Annotated in this window: 16 protein-coding genes; 7 read left to right on the top strand and 9 right to left on the bottom strand. The window is 68.0% G+C overall.

What is annotated here, in order from left to right:
• Nucleotides 1–130: 130 nt before the first annotated feature.
• Together BM365_RS13980 and BM365_RS13975 are read right to left on the bottom strand one after the other, a co-directional pair.
• The gene (locus tag BM365_RS13980) at nt 131–1222 is read right to left on the bottom strand and encodes an HlyD family secretion protein (protein ID WP_093490136.1); all 1092 of its coding nucleotides are present in this window, start codon (nt 1220–1222) and stop codon (nt 131–133) included.
• A gap of 8 nt (nt 1223–1230) precedes the next feature.
• Nucleotides 1231–1704: a MarR family winged helix-turn-helix transcriptional regulator gene (locus BM365_RS13975; protein WP_093490135.1), complete on the bottom strand. Its 474-nt coding sequence runs from the start codon at nt 1702–1704 to the stop codon at nt 1231–1233.
• A gap of 116 nt (nt 1705–1820) precedes the next feature.
• On the opposite strand from BM365_RS13975, the gene BM365_RS13970 reads away from it, so the two are divergent.
• The gene (locus BM365_RS13970; RefSeq protein WP_093490134.1) at nt 1821–2432 is read left to right on the top strand and encodes a DUF6498-containing protein; all 612 of its coding nucleotides are present in this window, start codon (nt 1821–1823) and stop codon (nt 2430–2432) included.
• Between the two features lie 75 nt (nt 2433–2507).
• On the opposite strand, the gene BM365_RS13965 is transcribed toward BM365_RS13970, so the two are convergent.
• The 7 genes from BM365_RS13965 to gap form a co-directional block, all read right to left on the bottom strand.
• Complete coding sequence (locus BM365_RS13965; protein WP_056877970.1) at nt 2508–3512, bottom strand: class I fructose-bisphosphate aldolase; 1005 nt, start codon at nt 3510–3512, stop codon at nt 2508–2510.
• A gap of 138 nt (nt 3513–3650) precedes the next feature.
• Nucleotides 3651–5120, bottom strand: coding sequence for a pyruvate kinase (gene pyk / locus BM365_RS13960; protein ID WP_093490133.1), 1470 nt, complete (start codon nt 5118–5120; stop codon nt 3651–3653).
• Nucleotides 5121–5388: 268 nt separating this feature from the next.
• Nucleotides 5389–6030 carry an HAD hydrolase-like protein gene (locus tag BM365_RS13955; RefSeq protein ID WP_093490132.1) on the bottom strand — a complete coding sequence of 214 codons (642 nt, stop codon included), beginning with the start codon at nt 6028–6030 and terminating at the stop codon, nt 5389–5391.
• Nucleotides 6027–7202, bottom strand: a complete 1176-nt coding sequence (locus BM365_RS13950) for a phosphoglycerate kinase (RefSeq protein WP_093490131.1) — start codon at nt 7200–7202, stop codon at nt 6027–6029. Before BM365_RS13950 ends, BM365_RS13955 begins: the two co-directional genes overlap by 4 nt.
• Before the next feature lie 73 nt (nt 7203–7275).
• The gene (locus BM365_RS13945) at nt 7276–8640 is read right to left on the bottom strand and encodes a DUF3999 family protein (RefSeq protein WP_093490130.1); all 1365 of its coding nucleotides are present in this window, start codon (nt 8638–8640) and stop codon (nt 7276–7278) included.
• Nucleotides 8637–11372: a DUF2339 domain-containing protein gene (locus BM365_RS13940; protein WP_093490800.1), complete on the bottom strand. Its 2736-nt coding sequence runs from the start codon at nt 11370–11372 to the stop codon at nt 8637–8639. The genes BM365_RS13945 and BM365_RS13940 overlap by 4 nt, the downstream gene beginning before the upstream one ends.
• A gap of 245 nt (nt 11373–11617) precedes the next feature.
• A complete protein-coding gene (gap, locus tag BM365_RS13935) occupies nt 11618–12622 on the bottom strand; it encodes a type I glyceraldehyde-3-phosphate dehydrogenase (protein WP_093490129.1) in 1005 nt (334 codons plus the stop codon).
• A 163-nt stretch (nt 12623–12785) separates the two neighbouring features.
• Here gap and BM365_RS13930 point away from each other — a divergent pair, with 163 nt between their 5' ends.
• The 6 genes from BM365_RS13930 to BM365_RS13905 all read left to right on the top strand — a co-directional run bounded on the left by BM365_RS13930 (nt 12786) and on the right by BM365_RS13905 (nt 16932).
• On the top strand, nt 12786–13406 hold the full coding sequence (locus tag BM365_RS13930) for an OmpW/AlkL family protein (protein WP_093490128.1): 621 nt from the start codon (nt 12786–12788) through the stop codon (nt 13404–13406).
• 57 nt (nt 13407–13463) lie between these two features.
• Complete coding sequence (locus BM365_RS13925; protein ID WP_093490127.1) at nt 13464–14279, top strand: S1/P1 nuclease; 816 nt, start codon at nt 13464–13466, stop codon at nt 14277–14279.
• 137 nt (nt 14280–14416) lie between these two features.
• Complete coding sequence (locus BM365_RS13920) at nt 14417–14794, top strand: molybdopterin-binding protein (protein ID WP_093490126.1); 378 nt, start codon at nt 14417–14419, stop codon at nt 14792–14794.
• A gap of 26 nt (nt 14795–14820) precedes the next feature.
• The gene (gene modA, locus BM365_RS13915; RefSeq protein WP_093490125.1) at nt 14821–15606 is read left to right on the top strand and encodes a molybdate ABC transporter substrate-binding protein; all 786 of its coding nucleotides are present in this window, start codon (nt 14821–14823) and stop codon (nt 15604–15606) included.
• 7 nt (nt 15607–15613) lie between these two features.
• A complete protein-coding gene (modB, locus tag BM365_RS13910) occupies nt 15614–16315 on the top strand; it encodes a molybdate ABC transporter permease subunit (RefSeq protein WP_093490124.1) in 702 nt (233 codons plus the stop codon).
• The gene (locus BM365_RS13905) at nt 16315–16932 is read left to right on the top strand and encodes a molybdenum ABC transporter ATP-binding protein (RefSeq protein ID WP_093490123.1); all 618 of its coding nucleotides are present in this window, start codon (nt 16315–16317) and stop codon (nt 16930–16932) included. The genes modB and BM365_RS13905 overlap by 1 nt, the downstream gene beginning before the upstream one ends.
• Nucleotides 16933–16939 lie beyond the last annotated feature (7 nt).

Below are 16939 nucleotides of genomic sequence, written 5' to 3'. Positions count from 1 at the left end.
GTAAGCGATCGGCGTGCGGACGGCACGACGATCCAGAGGTCACCCGGGGCGCGGCGTCAGCGGGGCCGGGCCCCACCACAGTGCCCTCGCCCGCATCCGCGCACGCCCGGGATGACATGGAAACAGGGAATCAGCGCGCGGCGGTGGCGCGGCTGGACGCCGTGCCGCCGTCGCGCAGTTCGACATGCACGTCGGCGCTCATGCCAGCGCGCAGCTGCGGCGCATCGGTGGCGGCGCCATCGATCTCGAGACGCACGGGAATGCGCTGCACGATCTTCACCCAGTTGCCGGTGGCGTTCTGCGGCGGCAGCACGCTGAACTCCGCGCCCGATGCCGGTGCGATGGACGCGACGTGCGCCTTCCACTTCACGCCCGGATAGCTGTCCACTTCGATCGTCGCGTGCTGGCCGACCTTCATCTTTTCCAGCTCGGTTTCCTTGAAGTTGGCTTCTACCCAGATCGGCGAGGTCGCCACCAGCGGCATCGCCGTCTGGCCGACGTTGATGTACTCGCCCACCTGCAAATCGTGCAGACCGACGATGCCGTCGACCGGAGCGCGCACTTCGGCGTGGTCCAGATCGAGGCGGGCCTTCGCCAGCATCGCCATCGCGGCGCGGTACTCGGGCAGGTCCTGCGTGGGCGTGCCCGGGCTGCCGCTCAGCGAGGCGGTCGCTTCGGACTGGCTGGCGATGGCGTCGGCCAGGTCGGTGCGCGCTTCGGCGACCGCGTGGCGCGCGTCGTCCAGCATCTTGCGCGAGACCAGCTGTTGGCTGGCGAGCTGCTGCATGCGCTGCAGGTCGCGCTGCGCCCAGGTCAGCGTTTCGCGCGCGGCCTGGATCGAGGTGCCGGTGCCGACCACCTTGGCGCGGCTCGCGTTGGCGGAGTTCGCCATGCGCGCGACCAGCGCCTCGTTCTGGGTGACGGCGATCGTCAGCGGATCGGCATCGATGCGGAACAGCAGGTCGCCCTTCTTCACCGGCTGGTTCTGCTGCACGGCGACTTCGACCACGCGCCCGCCGACCTGCGGCGCGATCAGGATGCGCTCGGCCTTGATGTAGGCGTTGTCGGTGCTGACTTCGCGACCGGAAGCGACGTATTCCCAGCCGAAGAAGCCGGCGACGGCCAGCGGCCCGGCGATCCACAGCCACACGGGCACGCGACGGCGCTTCGGCGCGGAGGGTTTTGCGGCGTTCTCGCCGGCTTCGTTGATCTTGCTGGTCATGGTGGGATTCAACTCTTGCGGAGGGAGGACTCGCCGCGACTGGCGCGGTCGAGCTGGGAGAGGTTTTCGCGGATCTGGCCGAGTACCTTGAGGGCGGTGGCGAGCTCATCGGCATCGATGCCGGCCAGGCAGTCCTCGCGGACCGACACGGCCACGGCTTCGATGTCGTGCATCACCGCATCCGACGGCGGCAGCAGGTGCAGGCGCCACACGCGGCGATCGTCCGGATCGCTGCGGCGTTCGACGAAGCCCGCCTTCTGCAGACGGTCGATGACGCGCCCGACGGCGATCGGCTCCATGTCGAGCAGGTCGGCCAGTTCCGACTGGGTGATGCCCTCGCTCTGGTGAATGCGCTTGAGCGCGCGCCACTGCACGCGGGTCAGGCCCAGGTGGGAGGCACGCCGGTCGAACACCCGGCCGAACAACCGGCTCAGGTCCGCGATCAGGTAACCGATGGTGCTGTTGCCGGTTGGGGTCTTCATGGCTGCCTATGATATAGCTGCTTAGGCAATAATGTTGCAGGCAAGAGAATTCCGTTCAGTCTGGCGACGGCCAGACGCCCGTCCTGCAAGGCCCGACGCTGCCGTATCCTGAACGGATGCGCCCCTCCGCCCTCGCCCTGCTCGCTTCCAATGCCCTGACCCTGGCGCTGGCCCTGATCTTCGATTGGGAGACCGGGTGGCTGGTCTGGCCCTACTGGATCCAGAGCGTCGTGATCGGCTGGTACGCCCGCAAGCGGATGCTGGCCCTGCGCGACTTCACCACCGAGGGCTTCACCTCGGGCGGCCAGCGTGTCAGCGAGGACGAGGCCGGCAAGCGTTCGACGGCCAGCTTCTTCTCGCTGCACTACGGCTTCTTCCACGCCGTTTATTTCGTCTTCTTGTGCGTGCACCACACCGTGGCGAACCCACGCGACATCGCGCTGCTGGCGCTCTGCGGGTTGTCGTTCGTCTATTCGCAGCAGCAGACCTACGCCGTGCAGCACGACGCCGACGTAGAGGGCAAACCCAGCCTGGGCGCGCTGATGTTCCTGCCCTACCTGCGTGTGATCCCGATGCACCTGATCATCCTGGCCAGCGCCGCGCTCGGCAGCGGCCTGCTGATGACGCTGTGCTTCACCGTGCTGAAAACGGCCTCCGACCTGACGATGGATTACGCCGACCGGCGGATGGCGGAGAACGCCGCGAAACGGGCGCGCGCGCAGGCATAACGAAAAACGCCGGCTTTCGCCGGCGTTTCATCGACCACGGACTGCCGCTGGGCAGTCATCGCTGAGCGCGGGCGCTCAGCCTTCCCACTTGCCCAGCGCGGCCAGGCCGTTTTCCTTGGCGCGCTCGTACACCACGGCCTGCGCCTTGGCGAAGTTGCCCTTCAGGTCCTGCGACCACAGCTTCAGCGCGGCCTGCTGCATGGCGCGGCCGTACGAGAAGCTCAGCGGCCACGGCAGGCTGCCGAGCTGGTTCATCGCATTGAGGTGGGCGGTGGACTGCTCGTCGGTCTGGCCGCCGGACAGGAACACGATGCCCGGCAGGATCGCCGGCACGGTGCTCTTCAGGCACATCACGGTGGATTCGGCTACTTCGTCGACGTCGGCCTGCTCGTCGCTGTCCTTGCCGGCGATGACCATCGACGCCTTCAGGATGGTGCCTTCCAGCAGCACGTTCTGCTCGTACAGCGCGCCGAACAGCGAACGCAGCACGGCTTCGGTCACTTCGTAGCAGACTTCGATGTTGTGGTCGCCGTCCATCAGCACTTCCGGCTCCACCATCGGGACCAGGCCGCATTCCTGGCACAGCGCGGCATAGCGGGCCAGCGCGTGGGCGTTGGCTTCGATGCAGGTGCCGGACGGGATGTCTTCGCCGATGGTGATCACTGCACGCCACTTGGCGAAGCGTGCACCCAGCTTGTAGTACTCCTTTAGGCGGTCGCGCAGGCCGTCGAGACCCTCGGTGACCACTTCGCCCGGGCAGCCGGCCAGGGCATGCGTGCCCTTGTCCACCTTGATGCCCGGGATGATGCCGTGCTCGCTCATGTACTTGGCGAACGGCACGCCGTCCTTGGTGGACTGGCGGATGGTTTCGTCGTACAGGATGGCGCCCGAGATGTAGTCGGACAGCTTCGGCGTGGTGAGCAGCAGCTCGCGGTAGGCGCGACGGTTCTCTTCCGTGTTCTCGATGCCCACGCCCTGGAACCGCTTGGCGATGGTGGTGGTGGACTCGTCGATCGCGATGATGCCCTTACCCGCGGCCACCATGGCCTGGGCGGTTTCGGCAAGCTGTTCGATGCTCATGGGGTTCCTGGAGAAGCGGCGGGAAAGATACCAATTGTAGCCCGCTTGGCGGTGCCCGCGGGTGACGACGCACGGGGCACGCCACCGCCGCGCCCGCATGCGGACGCTGCTGGACCTCGCCCCGTCCGGGGAAACCGGTTACAGCTCGCCGAGGCCCTCGGCCTTGCCCCGCTCGCCCATCTGCAGCAGGCGCAGCGTATTGGTGGCGCCGTGCTGCTCCATGTGGTCGCCGCTGGTGAAGATCACGCGGTCGCCCTCGGCCAGCAGCGCACGATCGTGCAGCACGCGCATGGCGTCGCGCGCAGCCTCGCGCGGCGCCAGGCCGCGGCTGTCGAACGCGATCGGGAACACGTCGCGGATCATCGCCATCTTGCGGCGCGCGCCGTCATGGCGCGAGAACGCGTAGATCGGCGCGCTCGAGCGGAAGCGCGACAGGAAGCGCGCGGTGCCGCCGGATTCGGTCATCGCGACGATCGCGCGCACGCCGATGTGCTCGGACAGGAACATCGTCGCCATCGCGATCGCCTGGTCGGCGCGCTCGAGGTTGCGCGGCGCCTTCTCGAAATCGGTATCCATTTCGAACTGCTTCTCGGCACCCAGGCAGATGCGCGCCATCGCTTCCACGGCACGCACCGGGTAGCTGCCGGCGGCGGTTTCGGCGGAGAGCATCACCGCGTCGGTGCCGTCGATCACGGCGTTGGCCACGTCGAGCACTTCGGCGCGGGTCGGGATCGGGCTGTCCACCATCGACTGGAGCATCTGCGTGGCCGTGATCACCACTTTGTTCTGCGCCAGCGATTCGCGAATGATCTTCTTCTGTAGGCCCGGCAACTCGGCATCGCCGATCTCCACGCCCAGGTCGCCACGCGCCACCATCACCACGTCGCTGGCATCGACGATCTCGGTCAGGTTCTCGATGGCTTCGGTACGCTCGATCTTCGACACCAGCGCGGCATCGCAACCATGCTGGCGCGCAATGCGGCGCGCTTCGTTCATGTCCTCGGCATTGCGGCAGAACGACACGGCGATGAAATCCACGCCGATGTTCTCGGCGACGTAGGCGATCAGCTCGCGGTCGCGCTCGGTCAGCGCGCCCAGCGACAAGCCACCGCCCTGCTTGTTGAGGCCCTTGCGGTCGGACAGCACGCCATCGTTCAACACCGTGCAGACGATGCGCTCGCCATCGACCTGTACGACTTGCAACTGCATCAGGCCATCGTCGAGCAGCAGCACGTCATCGGCACCCACGTCGCCCGGCAGGCCGAGGTAGCTGACGCCGACCTGGTGGATATCGCCGGGAGGCGCATCCGCGCTGGCGACCAGGTCGAAGCGATCGCCCTTCTTCAGCACGATCTTGCCTTCGGCGAAACGCTCTATGCGGATCTTCGGTCCCGGCAGGTCGGCGAGGATGCCGACCTCGGCGCCCACGCGCTGTGCGGCGAGGCGCACGGCGGCCGCCCGCTTGGCCTGTCCCGAAGGATCGCCATGCGAGAAGTTCAAACGCACCACGTTGACGCCGGCACGGAACAATTCCTCGAGCACGCCGGGCGGGTCCGTCGCCGGTCCGAGGGTGGCGAGGATCTTGGTACGGCGCTGGCGTTCGGTCATGGTGCGGATTCCCTGAAATCGCCGCAAACGCTACCACAGCGATTGAACGCCGCAACGACCGGCGATCATCATGCCCGCATGCTGTCCCGGGACAGCATGCGGGATGCTGTCGCATGCGGATCGAAACCGCTGTTTTCAAGCACTTTCACGCGATCCGGCCACGCCACGCTACTGGTATTTTTTTGGTCTGAGCGGAATGGCGGGATGTTGCGCGCGCACACCCGACTGCGCAAACGCATCGGATGAAACGCGCGTTTGATCGCGTTACTCAGGCGAACAGCGGCGCCAGTTGTGCAGGCGATTTCGCCAGATGATCCGCGCCCGCATCACGCAGTTCCTGCTCGCCACCGAAGCCCCACAGCACGCCCACGTTGCGCATGCCGTGGTGGCGCGCGCCTTCGATATCCATGCGGCGGTCGCCGATCATCCAGCAAGCCTCTGGCGTCAGCGCTAGCCGGCGGAGCGCTTCGCCGATGAGATCCGCCTTGTGGCTCAGGCGACCGTCGGCGGTGGCGCCGATGATCTCCTCGAAGCGGTGGCCGAACGGCAGGTGCGCGAGGATCTTGCGCGCATGCGGTTCGTTCTTCGCGGTGACCACAGCCAGCCGGTGGCCGTCCGCGTGCAAGGCTTCGATAGTCTCGCCGATGCCGGCGTAGACCTGGTGCTCGAGCCAGCCATGCGACTCGAAGCGTTCGAGATAGTGTTCGATCGCGGCTTCGACCTTGGCCTGATCACCCAGCAGCGGCATGAAACTGGTACGCAGCGACGGACCGATCCAGCCACGCAGCTCGGCGTCGGTAGGCACCGGATGCTCGAGCTGCGTCAGCGCATGCGCGACACAGCGGGTGATGCCGATGGCGGAATCGATCAGCGTGCCGTCGAGATCGAAGAACAGCGTGGGACGGCTCACGCGCCGCGCGCCTCCAGGGCGGCGACGGCGGGCAACGTCTTGCCTTCCAGGAATTCCAGGAAGGCACCACCACCGGTGGAGATGTAGCTGACGTCGTCGGCGATGCCGTACTTGTCGACCGCCGCCAGCGTGTCGCCGCCACCGGCGATGGAGAACGCCGCGGACTGCGCGATCGCGCGCGCCAGCGTTTCCGTGCCCTTGCCGAAGGCATCGAATTCGAACACGCCGACGGGGCCGTTCCAGACCACCGTGCCGGCGGACTTGATGAGCTCGGCGTACCGCAGCGCGGTCTCGGGGCCGATGTCGAGGATCAGGTCGTCCGCGGCCACGGCTTCCACTGCCTTGACCGTGGCCGGCGCATCGGCCGAGAAGGCCGTCGCGACCACGACGTCGGAAGGCAGCGGGATGTCGGCGCCGCGCGACTTCGCATCGGCATCGATCTTCTTCGCGGTATCGATCAGGTCCGCTTCGTACAGCGACTTGCCCACTGCATGGCCGTTGGCGGCGATGAAGGTGTTGGCGATGCCGCCACCGACGATCAGCTGGTCGACCTTGCCGACCAGGCTGGTCAGCAGTTCGAGCTTGGTGGACACCTTGCTGCCGGCCACGATGGCGAGCAGCGGACGTGCGGGGTTGGCCAGCGCCTTGTCCAGCGCGTCCAGTTCGGCCATCAGCAGCGGGCCGCCCGCTGCAACGGCAGCGAAGCGGATCACGCCATGCGTGGAGGCCTGTGCGCGGTGGGCGGTGCCGAACGCGTCCATGACGAAGACGTCGCACAGCGCGGCGTACTTCTTCGACAGCGCTTCGTCATCCTTGCCCTCGCCGATGTTCATGCGACAGTTCTCGAGCAGGACGACCTGGCCCGGCTGCACGTCGACGCCATCGACCCAGTCCTTCACCAGCGGCACGTCCACGCCCAGCAATTCGGAAAGTCGTGCGGCGACCGGCGCCAGCGAGTCGGCTTCGCTCCACACGCCCTCCTTCGGACGTCCCAGATGCGAGGTGACCATCACGGCCGCGCCCTTCTGCAGCGCCAGCTTCAGCGTCGGCAGCGACGCGGTGATGCGCTGCTCGGAGGTGATCCGGCCTGCGTCGATCGGCACGTTCAGATCCTGGCGGATCAGCACGCGCTTGCCGGTCAGGTCGAGGTCGGTCATGCGGACGATGGGCATCGGGGGGTCCTGGGCGGCCGGAAAGACGCCTATTGTCCCGGCTGTGCGCAGGCACCGCAAACCGCGGACGAGCTCAGGCGGCGGGCCGGCTGCGCAGCAGGCTAAAGGCGAACGCGGCGACCAGCACTGCGCCCAGCAACAACAAGCCCCACAACAGCCAGGCTTTCCAGTCGCGTGGCGTCGGCGGCGGCACGAGGGCCGCATCGCCGGCCAGCGCCTTGGCAGGCGACAGGTAGGCGGGTGCCGGCTGCCAGTCCTCGCCCCGGTCACGCCGAAGCGCATCCACCAGTTCCGGCATCGGCACGGAGGCCCGGCGCGCGGCCGCACTGCCGGCCACCAACGCGTACGGCGGCGTGCCCTGGGCCAGGAACACCATCACCTCGGGCCGGTAACCCAGGCGCAGCGTCGGCGCCTGATCGGGCAGCGGTCCCCGACTGCGCAGCCGCCATTCGCGGTCGCGCACAGGCCCGCTGGACAGCGGCTGGTCCGGCGAGGCGCTCGGACGGTCGCCATCGACGCGATACGCCACCCAGGGACCCGCCCGCAGGCGCCACGGCGTGTCGTCCGCATCGCGGCTTTCGAGCGTCCATTCGCCCACCGCGAAATCGTCCATCGCCAGGTCGACCAGCGCGATCGGGTAGCGTCCGTCGCTGCGGTAGACGAAACCGTCGACGCCCTGTTCGCTCACGCGTCGACCTTGCAGCTCCGACCACGCCACCGTCTGCTGCAGGTGCACGGCATCCAGCCGCACGCGGATCTCGCGGATCGGCAGCGCTGCCGCCGCATCCAGTGGCACGAAGCGCACATAGCGGAAGCCGGCGCGGATCGGCGCTTCGTCATGCAGCAGCCGCTGCGTGCCCCGCTGCAATTCCATCAGCGTCACGCGCGCTTCCATCACGTCCCATGTCTGGAGGTCGTGGCTGCCTTCCACCCTGAAACGCGCTTCGCGCGGCTCGCCCGGGTCCCACGTGATCTCCAGCGCTTCGGGATTGTCGCGGATGCCGCTGAGGTCCACGAGGAACGCACGCCCGGTGTCGGCCGCGGGCGTACCCCCGCTGGCCTCGATGCGGACGATGCGTCCGTGCTCACCGAACTGTGCGGAAACGCTCGAGGGCTCTCCCGCGCCCGGTGCAGGCGTGGGCAGCGGGAACCACGGCACCACGATGCGCCGTGCCGGCAGGGCCGTCGGCTGCTCGGGGCCGAACAACGCGGCGGACACGGGCTTGCCCTGCGCGTCGAGCACGTTGACGTCGCGCAGGTCAGGCCACGCGGTGGTCGCATACACGCTGCGATCGAGCTCCACGCGGTAGGCCCCGGCGCGCTCGGCGGACAGCGCTAATGGCCAGCGCTTGGCGTAGGCGCCTTCCGGTTTCGACTGTGCGGACGCGACGGGCGATGCCGCCATCAGGACCAGTGCGGTCAGCAGGAACATCCTCATGCGGCCGCCTCCTCCGAATCCGCGCGACGCGGCGGCGCCGGCGCCAGGTAGCCCACCACCGTGCACAGCACGCCGTAGGCGATGAACGAACCGATGCCCAGCAGGTTGCCGAGGTGCTGGCGGTCCACCGTCAGCAACTTCAGCAGTACCACGCCCATCAGCAGCGCGCCGGCCAGCCACAGCATGCGCTGTCCGCGCCGCGAACCGATCACCCAACTCAACACGCCCAGCACGCTCCACACGATGGTGAGGCTGGTCTGCGCGAGGCTGCTCGACAGCAGTCCGTCGCTCCACGGCACACCACCCCAATGATGGACGGCATGCAGCACGACGGACGTGATCCAGACGAAGGCGGCCGTCGACAGCAGCACGATCTGCGGGGGCGCGATGCGGCGGTCCTCGGGCATCCACCAGCGCAGCAGCAACACGAGCACGGCGAGCTGCGCGAGCTCCATCGGGTTCACCACGGGAATCCAGGGCAGCGGCATCGCGTTGCCGGCGATGAACAGCGACCCCACCCACCACAGGCCAAGCGCCGCGAACAACACGCCCAGCAGCGGCGTGCGCCAGCCATCGAAGCGATCGCCCAGCGGCGCCGACAACCAGCCCCAGCGGAACAGTGCCAGCGCGACCACGACCAACCACGGCAGCGCGATCAGGCCGGCCGTCCAACCCTGACCCATGCCTTCCAGCCAATCGGGCAACCACGCCATCAGCAGGCTGGCGACCATCGGCCACACCAGCCACCAGACGAACTGCGCCGCACCCGCGAGGCGATGCTCGCTGTCGCGCAGGCAGAGCAGGCTGCGAATGCCGAGTACCGCATAGGCCAGCCACGCCCATGCGCCGTGACCCGCGAACGGCTGCTGGTGCACGTCCGCCTGCCACAAGGCCAGCGGCACCGCGGCAGCCAATGCTGCCAGCGTTGTCCACGCCAGCCCGCTCGAAGGACGACGGCGATGCACCTCGGCGGCCAGCCACCCCGTCAACGCGGCGAACGCGAGCATCGCATCGGGTTCGTCCCGATGGCCCAGGTAGCGATTGATCTCGATCACGCCATTGCCCAGCCACCACGCCAGACCCCATGCGTAGTAGAGCCCTGCGATGGCGCCCGTGCGTCCGCGATAACTCCACGCACTGGCCAGGCCGGCCAGCGCGATCAGCAGCGCGCTCATGAAGGGCACGTTGGCGAACATCGGGCTGCCGATGGCTTCGAGCCCGCCGCTCGGCGTCCAGGCATCCGCACGCGCGATGAAGAAGGCGAACGCCGCCGCCATCTGTAGGCCTGCGCCGGTCAGTTGCGGCAACAGGCGCGACTGACGCAGACCCAGCCAGACCAGCGCCGCGCCTTCCAAGGCGAATACGCACGCCGTGGCCTGCGCCGACAGCGCCAGCGGCACCGCCAGCGTGGCGAAGCCGACCGCCAGCAGGGCATACGACTGCGCAAGGACGTCATAGTTTTCGCGACGGCGCAGCAGCCACGACAACCCGGCATACAGCACGCCCAGACCCAGCGCGCAGAACGCCAGCGGCAGTCGGCTGTCCTCGAACGCGCCACCCTGCATCAACCCGGCCTGCAGCGAGAACGCGACCAGCGGCATGCCGAACACCAGGCAGCCGTCGATGAAGTCGCGCCGGCTGGCCGGCTGGCGGCGCGCGAACAGCAGCGGGATCAGCAGGTAGAACACAAAGAACAACGCCAGGAACGGCTGCGTGGTGCCGTACTTCTCCGGCGCGTAATCGAACAGGCCCCACGCGGTACCGATGCCGAAGGTGAAGGCGAACCCGAGCAGGTTCAGCAGGCGCCAGGACTTGTACCAGGCGATGCCGACGATCGCCGCGTTGAGCACGGCGTAGTACGAGAACAGGGCGACGTGATTGCCGCTGCCCGTCGACAGCCAGATCGGCGCGAGGAAGCCCGCCAGCAAAGCGAAAACCGCCAGCGCCTTCGCATCCTGCAGTACGGCCAGCATGCCGGCGCCTGCGACCAGCGCGATGCTGAGCGCGAACGCCGCGCCGACCGGCATCAGGCCGAAGATCTTGAAGGCGGCGAACACCACCAGCAGCAGCACGCCGATCGCGCCACCCTGCAGGCTCAGCGCGAACACGCGGTTGCTCTCGCGCTTGCGCCATGCGAACACCAGCGCACCCAAAGCAGCGGCGGCAACGCCGGCGAGGCGAAGTTCCGGCGGAAGCGTGAACCAGCCCTGGTCCGCGCCGTACTTCAGCAGCGCGGCGACGCCGGCGAACAGCACCAGCATGCCGATCTTCACCGGCACGTTGCCGACGGTGAACCAGCGCTGCACCGCGCGGACCGCGGTGGTGGCGAAATCCGGACGCGAGGGCGCGACGGGACGCGGGGGCCGTGGCGGCAGCGGCGGCGTGGCGGGGGCCGGCCTCGGCGCTGCCGGAGCTGGCGGAATCGGCGGCGGCCCGGCTGCCTGGCTGGGTGCCGGGGGCGCAGCGGCGGGCGCTGGACGCGGTGGTGGTGCGGGCGCGGCGTCGCGCATCAGATCCGCCAGTGTGGGTCCTTCGTCCACGACGGGCGCCGCAGGCGCAGCCACCGTGCTGGCAGGCGCAGGTTCCACGACACGCGCGGTGCGCAGCTGCGCGACCTGCGCTTCAAGCGTCGTGACGCGGCGCTTCAGGCCGCTGACCGACACCAGCGCGACGATGAGCAGGACAGGCATGGCCAACACGGCCAGCCCCACCAGGACCAACAACCCGACCACGTCATCCATTCCCCGACCTCGCCTGTGCGTGTTTCCGGTGCAAGGACGCGGAATGCCGCGTCCTCCGGCCGTCCGTGCAGCCGCGTCCGCAGCCTCGGGCATGGCCCGGGGATTTGCAAGATTCCGATCCGCGGGTGGCCGAGGACGGCGCGCCCGGTATCACCTGGCGATACCCGGAAACGACACGGGCGCCCTGGGGCGCCCGTGTCGGGAGGCGAGACGGCCGGTCCGGCCGCTACGCGGGCTTACTTGCCAGCGACCACGCGGACCATTTCCAAGCACTTGTTGGAGTAGCCCCATTCGTTGTCGTACCAGCTGACGATCTTGACGAAGGTCGGGTCCAGCGCGATGCCGGCCTCGGCGTCGAAGATCGAGGTGCGGGTGTCGCCGCGGAAGTCGGTGGCGACCACCTTGTCCTCGGTGTAGCCCAGGATGCCCTTCAGTGCGCCCTGGCTCTGCGCCTTCATCTCGGCCTTGATCTCTTCGTACGTGGCCGGGTTCTCGAGTTCGGCGGTCAGGTCGACCACCGACACGTCGCTGGTCGGCACGCGGAACGACATGCCCGTGAGCTTCTTGTTGAGCGACGGGATCACCACGCCGACGGCTTTCGCCGCGCCGGTGCTGGACGGAATGATGTTCTCGAGGATGCCGCGACCGCCGCGCCAGTCCTTGTTGCTCGGGCCGTCGACGGTCTTCTGCGTCGCGGTCGCCGCGTGCACGGTGGTCATCAGGCCGCGCTTGATGCCCCACTTGTCGTGCAGCACCTTGGCGATCGGCGCCAGGCAGTTGGTCGTGCACGACGCGTTGGAAATGATCGCTTCGCCGTTGTAGGTCTTGTCGTTGACGCCATAGACGAACATCGGCGTGTCGTCCTTCGACGGGGCCGACAGGATGACCTTCTTCGCGCCGGCATCGAGGTGCTTCTGCGCGGTGGCCTTGTCGAGGAACAGGCCGGTGGACTCGATGACGACGTCGGCGCCGACTTCGTCCCACTTCAGGTTGGCCGGGTCGCGCTCCTGGGTCAGGCGGATCTTCTTGCCGTTGACGAACAGCGCGCCGTCCTCGACCTTCACGTCGCCGTCGAAACGACCGTGCACGGAGTCGTACTGCAGCATGTACGCCAGGTAGTCCGGTTCCAGCAGATCGTTGATGGCGACGATCTCGATGTCGTTGCCGAAATTCTGCACGGCGGAACGCAGCACGTTGCGTCCGATGCGGCCGAAGCCGTTGATACCCACCTTGATCGACATTGCTCAGGACTCCTGCGGCCGCGCCTGGCGCGGCGGGGTTGACGGGGGCCGACATTCTAACAGGCCGCCCCGCCGGCACGTCCCCGCGGGCATTGATCAGGATCAAGGCGGCATGAGGAACGCGGGCAGAGACTGGCGCCACATTCCAACGAGCGTCACCACCATGAAGAAGACCCTGATTCCGATCGCCATCGCCCTCGCCTTCGGCGCCGCCGCTCCCGCCTTCGCCCAGTCCAAGGGCGACTGGACCCTGGGCGTCGGCGTGCACCAGGTGAACCCGAAGTCCGACAACGGCACGCTGGCCGGCGGCACGCTGCCGCTCGACATCGACAGCGACGTCAAGCCGACCATCACCTTCGAATACTTCCTGCGCGACAACCTGGGCCTGGAAGTGCTGGCCGCGCTGCCGTTCAAGCACGACATCGCCGTCGACGGCGTCGGTACCGTGGGCAGCACCAAGCACCTGCCGCCGACCGTGTCGCTGCAGTACCACTTCAACAGCAAGGGCAAGGTGTCGCCGTTCCTCGGTGCCGGCCTGAACTACACCACGTTCTTCAGCGAAGACACCAAGGGCGCGCTGGAAGGCACCGATCTGAAGCTGGACGACTCCTGGGGCCTGGCCGCGCACGCGGGCATCGACATCAAGGTCAGCGAGCGCGGCGCCGTGCGCGTGGATGCGCGCTGGATCGACATCGATACCGAGGTCAAGGTGGATGGCGCCAAGCTGGGTACCGCGAACATCGACCCGCTCGTGTACGGCGTGGCTTATGTCGTGAAGTTCTGAGCCGCGATCCGCACGCAACGCGCAATGGGGACGGCCCGTGTCGGTTAAAGTACCGGCATGGTCCGTCCCCTTCTTATCGCCGCCACCCTCGTTGTTTTCCTCGCCGGCGCCTTGCTGCCCGCGCCTGCCCTCGCGTGGGGGCCGATGGGCCACCGCCTGGTGGCGCAACTGGCCTGGGACGATCTGACACCTGCGGCGCGCCGTCAGGCTGAGATGCTGCTGAAAGGCGAACCGGATGCCACGCTGGCCGGCATTGCGAGCTGGGCAGACGACCTGCGCGACAGCGATCCCGTGCTGGGCAAGACGACGTCGCGCTGGCACTTCGTCAATATCGGCGAACACGACTGCGCGTACGAACAAGTGCGCGATTGTCCGAACGGCAACTGCGTCGTCGAAGCGATCAGGACGCAGGCCGCGATCCTGGCCGATACCAAGCGCACGCGCGCAGAGCGGTTGCAGGCGCTGAAATTCGTCGTGCACTTCGTCGGCGACGTGCACCAGCCGCTGCATGCCGGCTACGGCCGCGACAAGGGCGGCAATGACGTGCAGATCAATTTCAACGACCGCGGCACCAACCTGCACACCCTGTGGGACAGCCGCATGCTGCTCTCCACGGGCCGCAGCGAAGCCGACTACCTGCTTCGTCTGCGCGCGCTGCCGCGTCCGGCCCTAGGCGCCATCGCATTGCCGCCTCCGTCGGCCGACTGGGCCGAGCAATCGTGCCGCGTGGTAACGCAGCCCGGCTTCTACCCGCGCCGCGCCAAGCTGGAACAAAGTTACGTGGACCAGCACCTGCCCGTCATCGAGCAGCAATTGCGCGCCGGCGGCGTGGCCTTGGCCGCGGTGTTGAACCAGGCACTCGATACCCACTGATCCGCACACGGGAGCGTCCCATGAGGCATCGGTTCCGCAGATTCGTCCTGATCCTGTGCTGTCTTGGAACATCGGTCGCGACAACGTTCGCGCAATCGCACGCCGCGCATGCGCCCGCTTCGCCGGCGCCGGCCCGCATGGAACTGGCCTGGGACGCGGAGCTGATCGCAGGTCTACCACGTCACGACGTCACCATCGATGTGCACGGCACGCCGGTGCGATGCGAGGGCGTCGCCCTCGTGGACCTGCTGCGGCGCGCTGGTGCGATGCCGGCGGAGCCGCTACGCGGCGCACACCTTGCGCGCCGTGTGGAGGTGGTGGCGAGCGATGGCTACCGCGTGGTGTTCTCGCTGGGCGAACTGGATACCACGCTCGGCAAGCAGGCGGTCTACGTGGCGGATCGCTGCGACGGCAAGCCCCTGGACGCACGCGAAGGCCCTGCACGACTGCTCGTTCCCGGCGACAGCAGGCCGGCGCGCAGCGCACGGCAGATCAAGACCTTCATCATCGAATAGCGTCCCTTCCCCCAAGGAGTGCCTGCATGAACCTGTTTTCGCTCCGCTCATCGCTCGTCGCCCTCGCGTTGGTCGCTTCGCTGCTGATCCCCGGCATCGCACGCGCCCAGGACCATACCGGCCTCACCGTCTTCGCCGCCGCCAGCCTGAAGGAATCGCTGGACGAAGCCGCCGCGGCCTACCAGAAGCAGACCGGCGTACCGGTGCGGGTGTCGTATGCGGCGAGTTCGGCGCTGGCGCGCCAGATCGAACAGGGCGCGCCTGCCGATGCCTTCTTCTCCGCCGACCTGGAATGGATGGACTACCTGCAACAGCGCGACAAGCTTGAACCCGCCACGCGACGCAACCTGCTGGGCAACCAGCTGGTGCTGGTCGCACCGAAGGCGAGCAAGGCGCGCGTCGACCTGAAGCGGCCCGCCACCTTCCTCGCCGCGCTCGGTGACGGTCGCCTGGCGGTAGGCCAGACGCAGACCGTGCCCGCGGGCAAGTACGCCAAGGCCTCGCTGGAATCGCTGTCGTTGTGGAACGGTGTCAAGGCGCGGCTCGCCGAATCCGAGAGCGTGCGCGCGGCGCTGATGCTGGTGGCGCGCGGCGAAACGCCGCTGGGCATCGTGTACGCCTCCGATGCGAAAGCGGAACCGGCCGTGCGCGTGGTGGCGACGTTCCCCGAAGACAGCCATCCGCCGATCATCTATCCGGTCGCCGCCCTGCGGGGCCCGCGATCGGCGCAGGCGACGCAGTTCGTGCAATGGCTGGCCTCCCCTGCCGCCGATGCGATCTTCACGCGGCGCGGATTCGCGGTGAAGGACTGACGCCTTCGTGTTCGATGCGTTCACCGCGGAAGAACTCACCGCGATCCAGCTCAGCCTGAAGGTGGCGCTGGTGGCGGCGCTCGCCAGCCTGCCATTCGGCGTGCTGGTCGGTTGGCTGCTGGCGCGCACGCGCTTCCCGGGCAAGGCGCTGCTGGATGCCGTGGTGCACCTGCCGCTGGTGTTGCCGCCGGTGGTGATGGGTTACGCCCTGCTGGTGACGCTGGGTACACAGGGCACGCTAGGCGCCTTCCTGAAGGAACATCTTGGCCTCGTGTTCGCGTTCCGCTGGACCGGTGCGGCACTGGCCTGCGCGGTGATGGGCTTCCCGCTGATGGTGCGCGCGATCCGTCTGTCGCTCGAAGCCACCGACCGCCGCCTGGAACAAGCCGCGTCCACCCTGGGTGCCGGCCCGTGGCGCGTCTTCTTCACCGTCACCTTGCCGCTGGCCTGGCCCGGCCTGGTCGCCGGCAGCGTGCTGGCCTTCGCGAAAGCGCTTGGCGAGTTCGGCGCCACCATCACCTTCGTCTCCAACATCCCCGGCGAGACACAGACGCTGTCCTCCGCGATCTATGGCCTGATGCAGGTGCCCGGTGGCGAAGCCGGCATCTGGCGCCTCGCTGCGGTCGCCGTGGCGATCTCGCTGGCGGCGTTGCTCTTCTCCGAGTGGCTGGTGCGCCGCCATCACACACGCCAGGGCGAGGACAGCTGATGCTGCACCTGGACATCGAACTGCGGCGCGGGCACTTCCATCGCCACGTACGCATCCAGGACGACGCGCGCGTGATCGCCCTGGTGGGGCCGTCCGGCGCGGGCAAGACCTCGGTCCTCAATGCCATCGCGGGACTGGTGACGCCGGTGGCCGGGCGCATCGACGTGGACGGCCACTGCCTGTTCGACAGTGCGCAGCGCATCGACGTGCCGGTGCACCAGCGCCGCATCGGCTATGTCTTCCAGGATGCGCGGCTGTTCCCGCACCTGGACGTACGCCGCAACCTGCTCTACGGGCGCCACGGCGGGCGTGGCGCGCCCCGCTTCGGATTCGATGCCGTCGTGGAGTTGCTCGGCATCGCAACGCTGCTCGGTCGCCGCACGCGCAACCTGTCCGGCGGCGAAGCGCAGCGCGTCGCGATCGGTCGTGCATTGCTGTCGCAGCCCTCGTTGCTGCTGTTCGACGAGCCGCTGTCGTCGCTGGACCAGGCCCGCCGCGAAGAACTGATCCCCTACCTGCAGCGCGTGCGCGACGAAATCCGCCTGCCCATCGTCTACGTCAGCCACCATCCGGACGAAGTACGCCGCGTGGCCGATTCCACGCACACCCTCGACTGACGCCGTC

The organism is Pseudoxanthomonas sp. YR558, assembly GCF_900116385.1.
GTDB lineage: Bacteria > Pseudomonadota > Gammaproteobacteria > Xanthomonadales > Xanthomonadaceae > Pseudoxanthomonas_A.
The sequence above is the reverse complement of the archived record's forward strand: the minus strand, read 5'-3'. Positions and strand labels throughout refer to the sequence as shown.

Coding starts and splice junctions, on each gene's coding strand:
- BM365_RS13980 (WP_093490136.1), bottom strand. CDS start 1,222: ATGACCAGCAAGATCAACGAAGCCGGCGAGAACGCCGCAAAACCCTCC.
- BM365_RS13975 (WP_093490135.1), bottom strand. CDS start 1,704: ATGAAGACCCCAACCGGCAACAGCACCATCGGTTACCTGATCGCGGAC.
- BM365_RS13970 (WP_093490134.1), top strand. CDS start 1,821: ATGCGCCCCTCCGCCCTCGCCCTGCTCGCTTCCAATGCCCTGACCCTG.
- BM365_RS13965 (WP_056877970.1), bottom strand. CDS start 3,512: ATGAGCATCGAACAGCTTGCCGAAACCGCCCAGGCCATGGTGGCCGCG.
- pyk (WP_093490133.1), bottom strand. CDS start 5,120: ATGACCGAACGCCAGCGCCGTACCAAGATCCTCGCCACCCTCGGACCG.
- BM365_RS13950 (WP_093490131.1), bottom strand. CDS start 7,202: ATGCCCATCGTCCGCATGACCGACCTCGACCTGACCGGCAAGCGCGTG.
- BM365_RS13945 (WP_093490130.1), bottom strand. CDS start 8,640: ATGAGGATGTTCCTGCTGACCGCACTGGTCCTGATGGCGGCATCGCCC.
- gap (WP_093490129.1), bottom strand. CDS start 12,622: ATGTCGATCAAGGTGGGTATCAACGGCTTCGGCCGCATCGGACGCAAC.
- BM365_RS13930 (WP_093490128.1), top strand. CDS start 12,786: ATGAAGAAGACCCTGATTCCGATCGCCATCGCCCTCGCCTTCGGCGCC.
- BM365_RS13925 (WP_093490127.1), top strand. CDS start 13,464: ATGGTCCGTCCCCTTCTTATCGCCGCCACCCTCGTTGTTTTCCTCGCC.
- BM365_RS13920 (WP_093490126.1), top strand. CDS start 14,417: ATGGAACTGGCCTGGGACGCGGAGCTGATCGCAGGTCTACCACGTCAC.
- modA (WP_093490125.1), top strand. CDS start 14,821: ATGAACCTGTTTTCGCTCCGCTCATCGCTCGTCGCCCTCGCGTTGGTC.
- BM365_RS13905 (WP_093490123.1), top strand. CDS start 16,315: ATGCTGCACCTGGACATCGAACTGCGGCGCGGGCACTTCCATCGCCAC.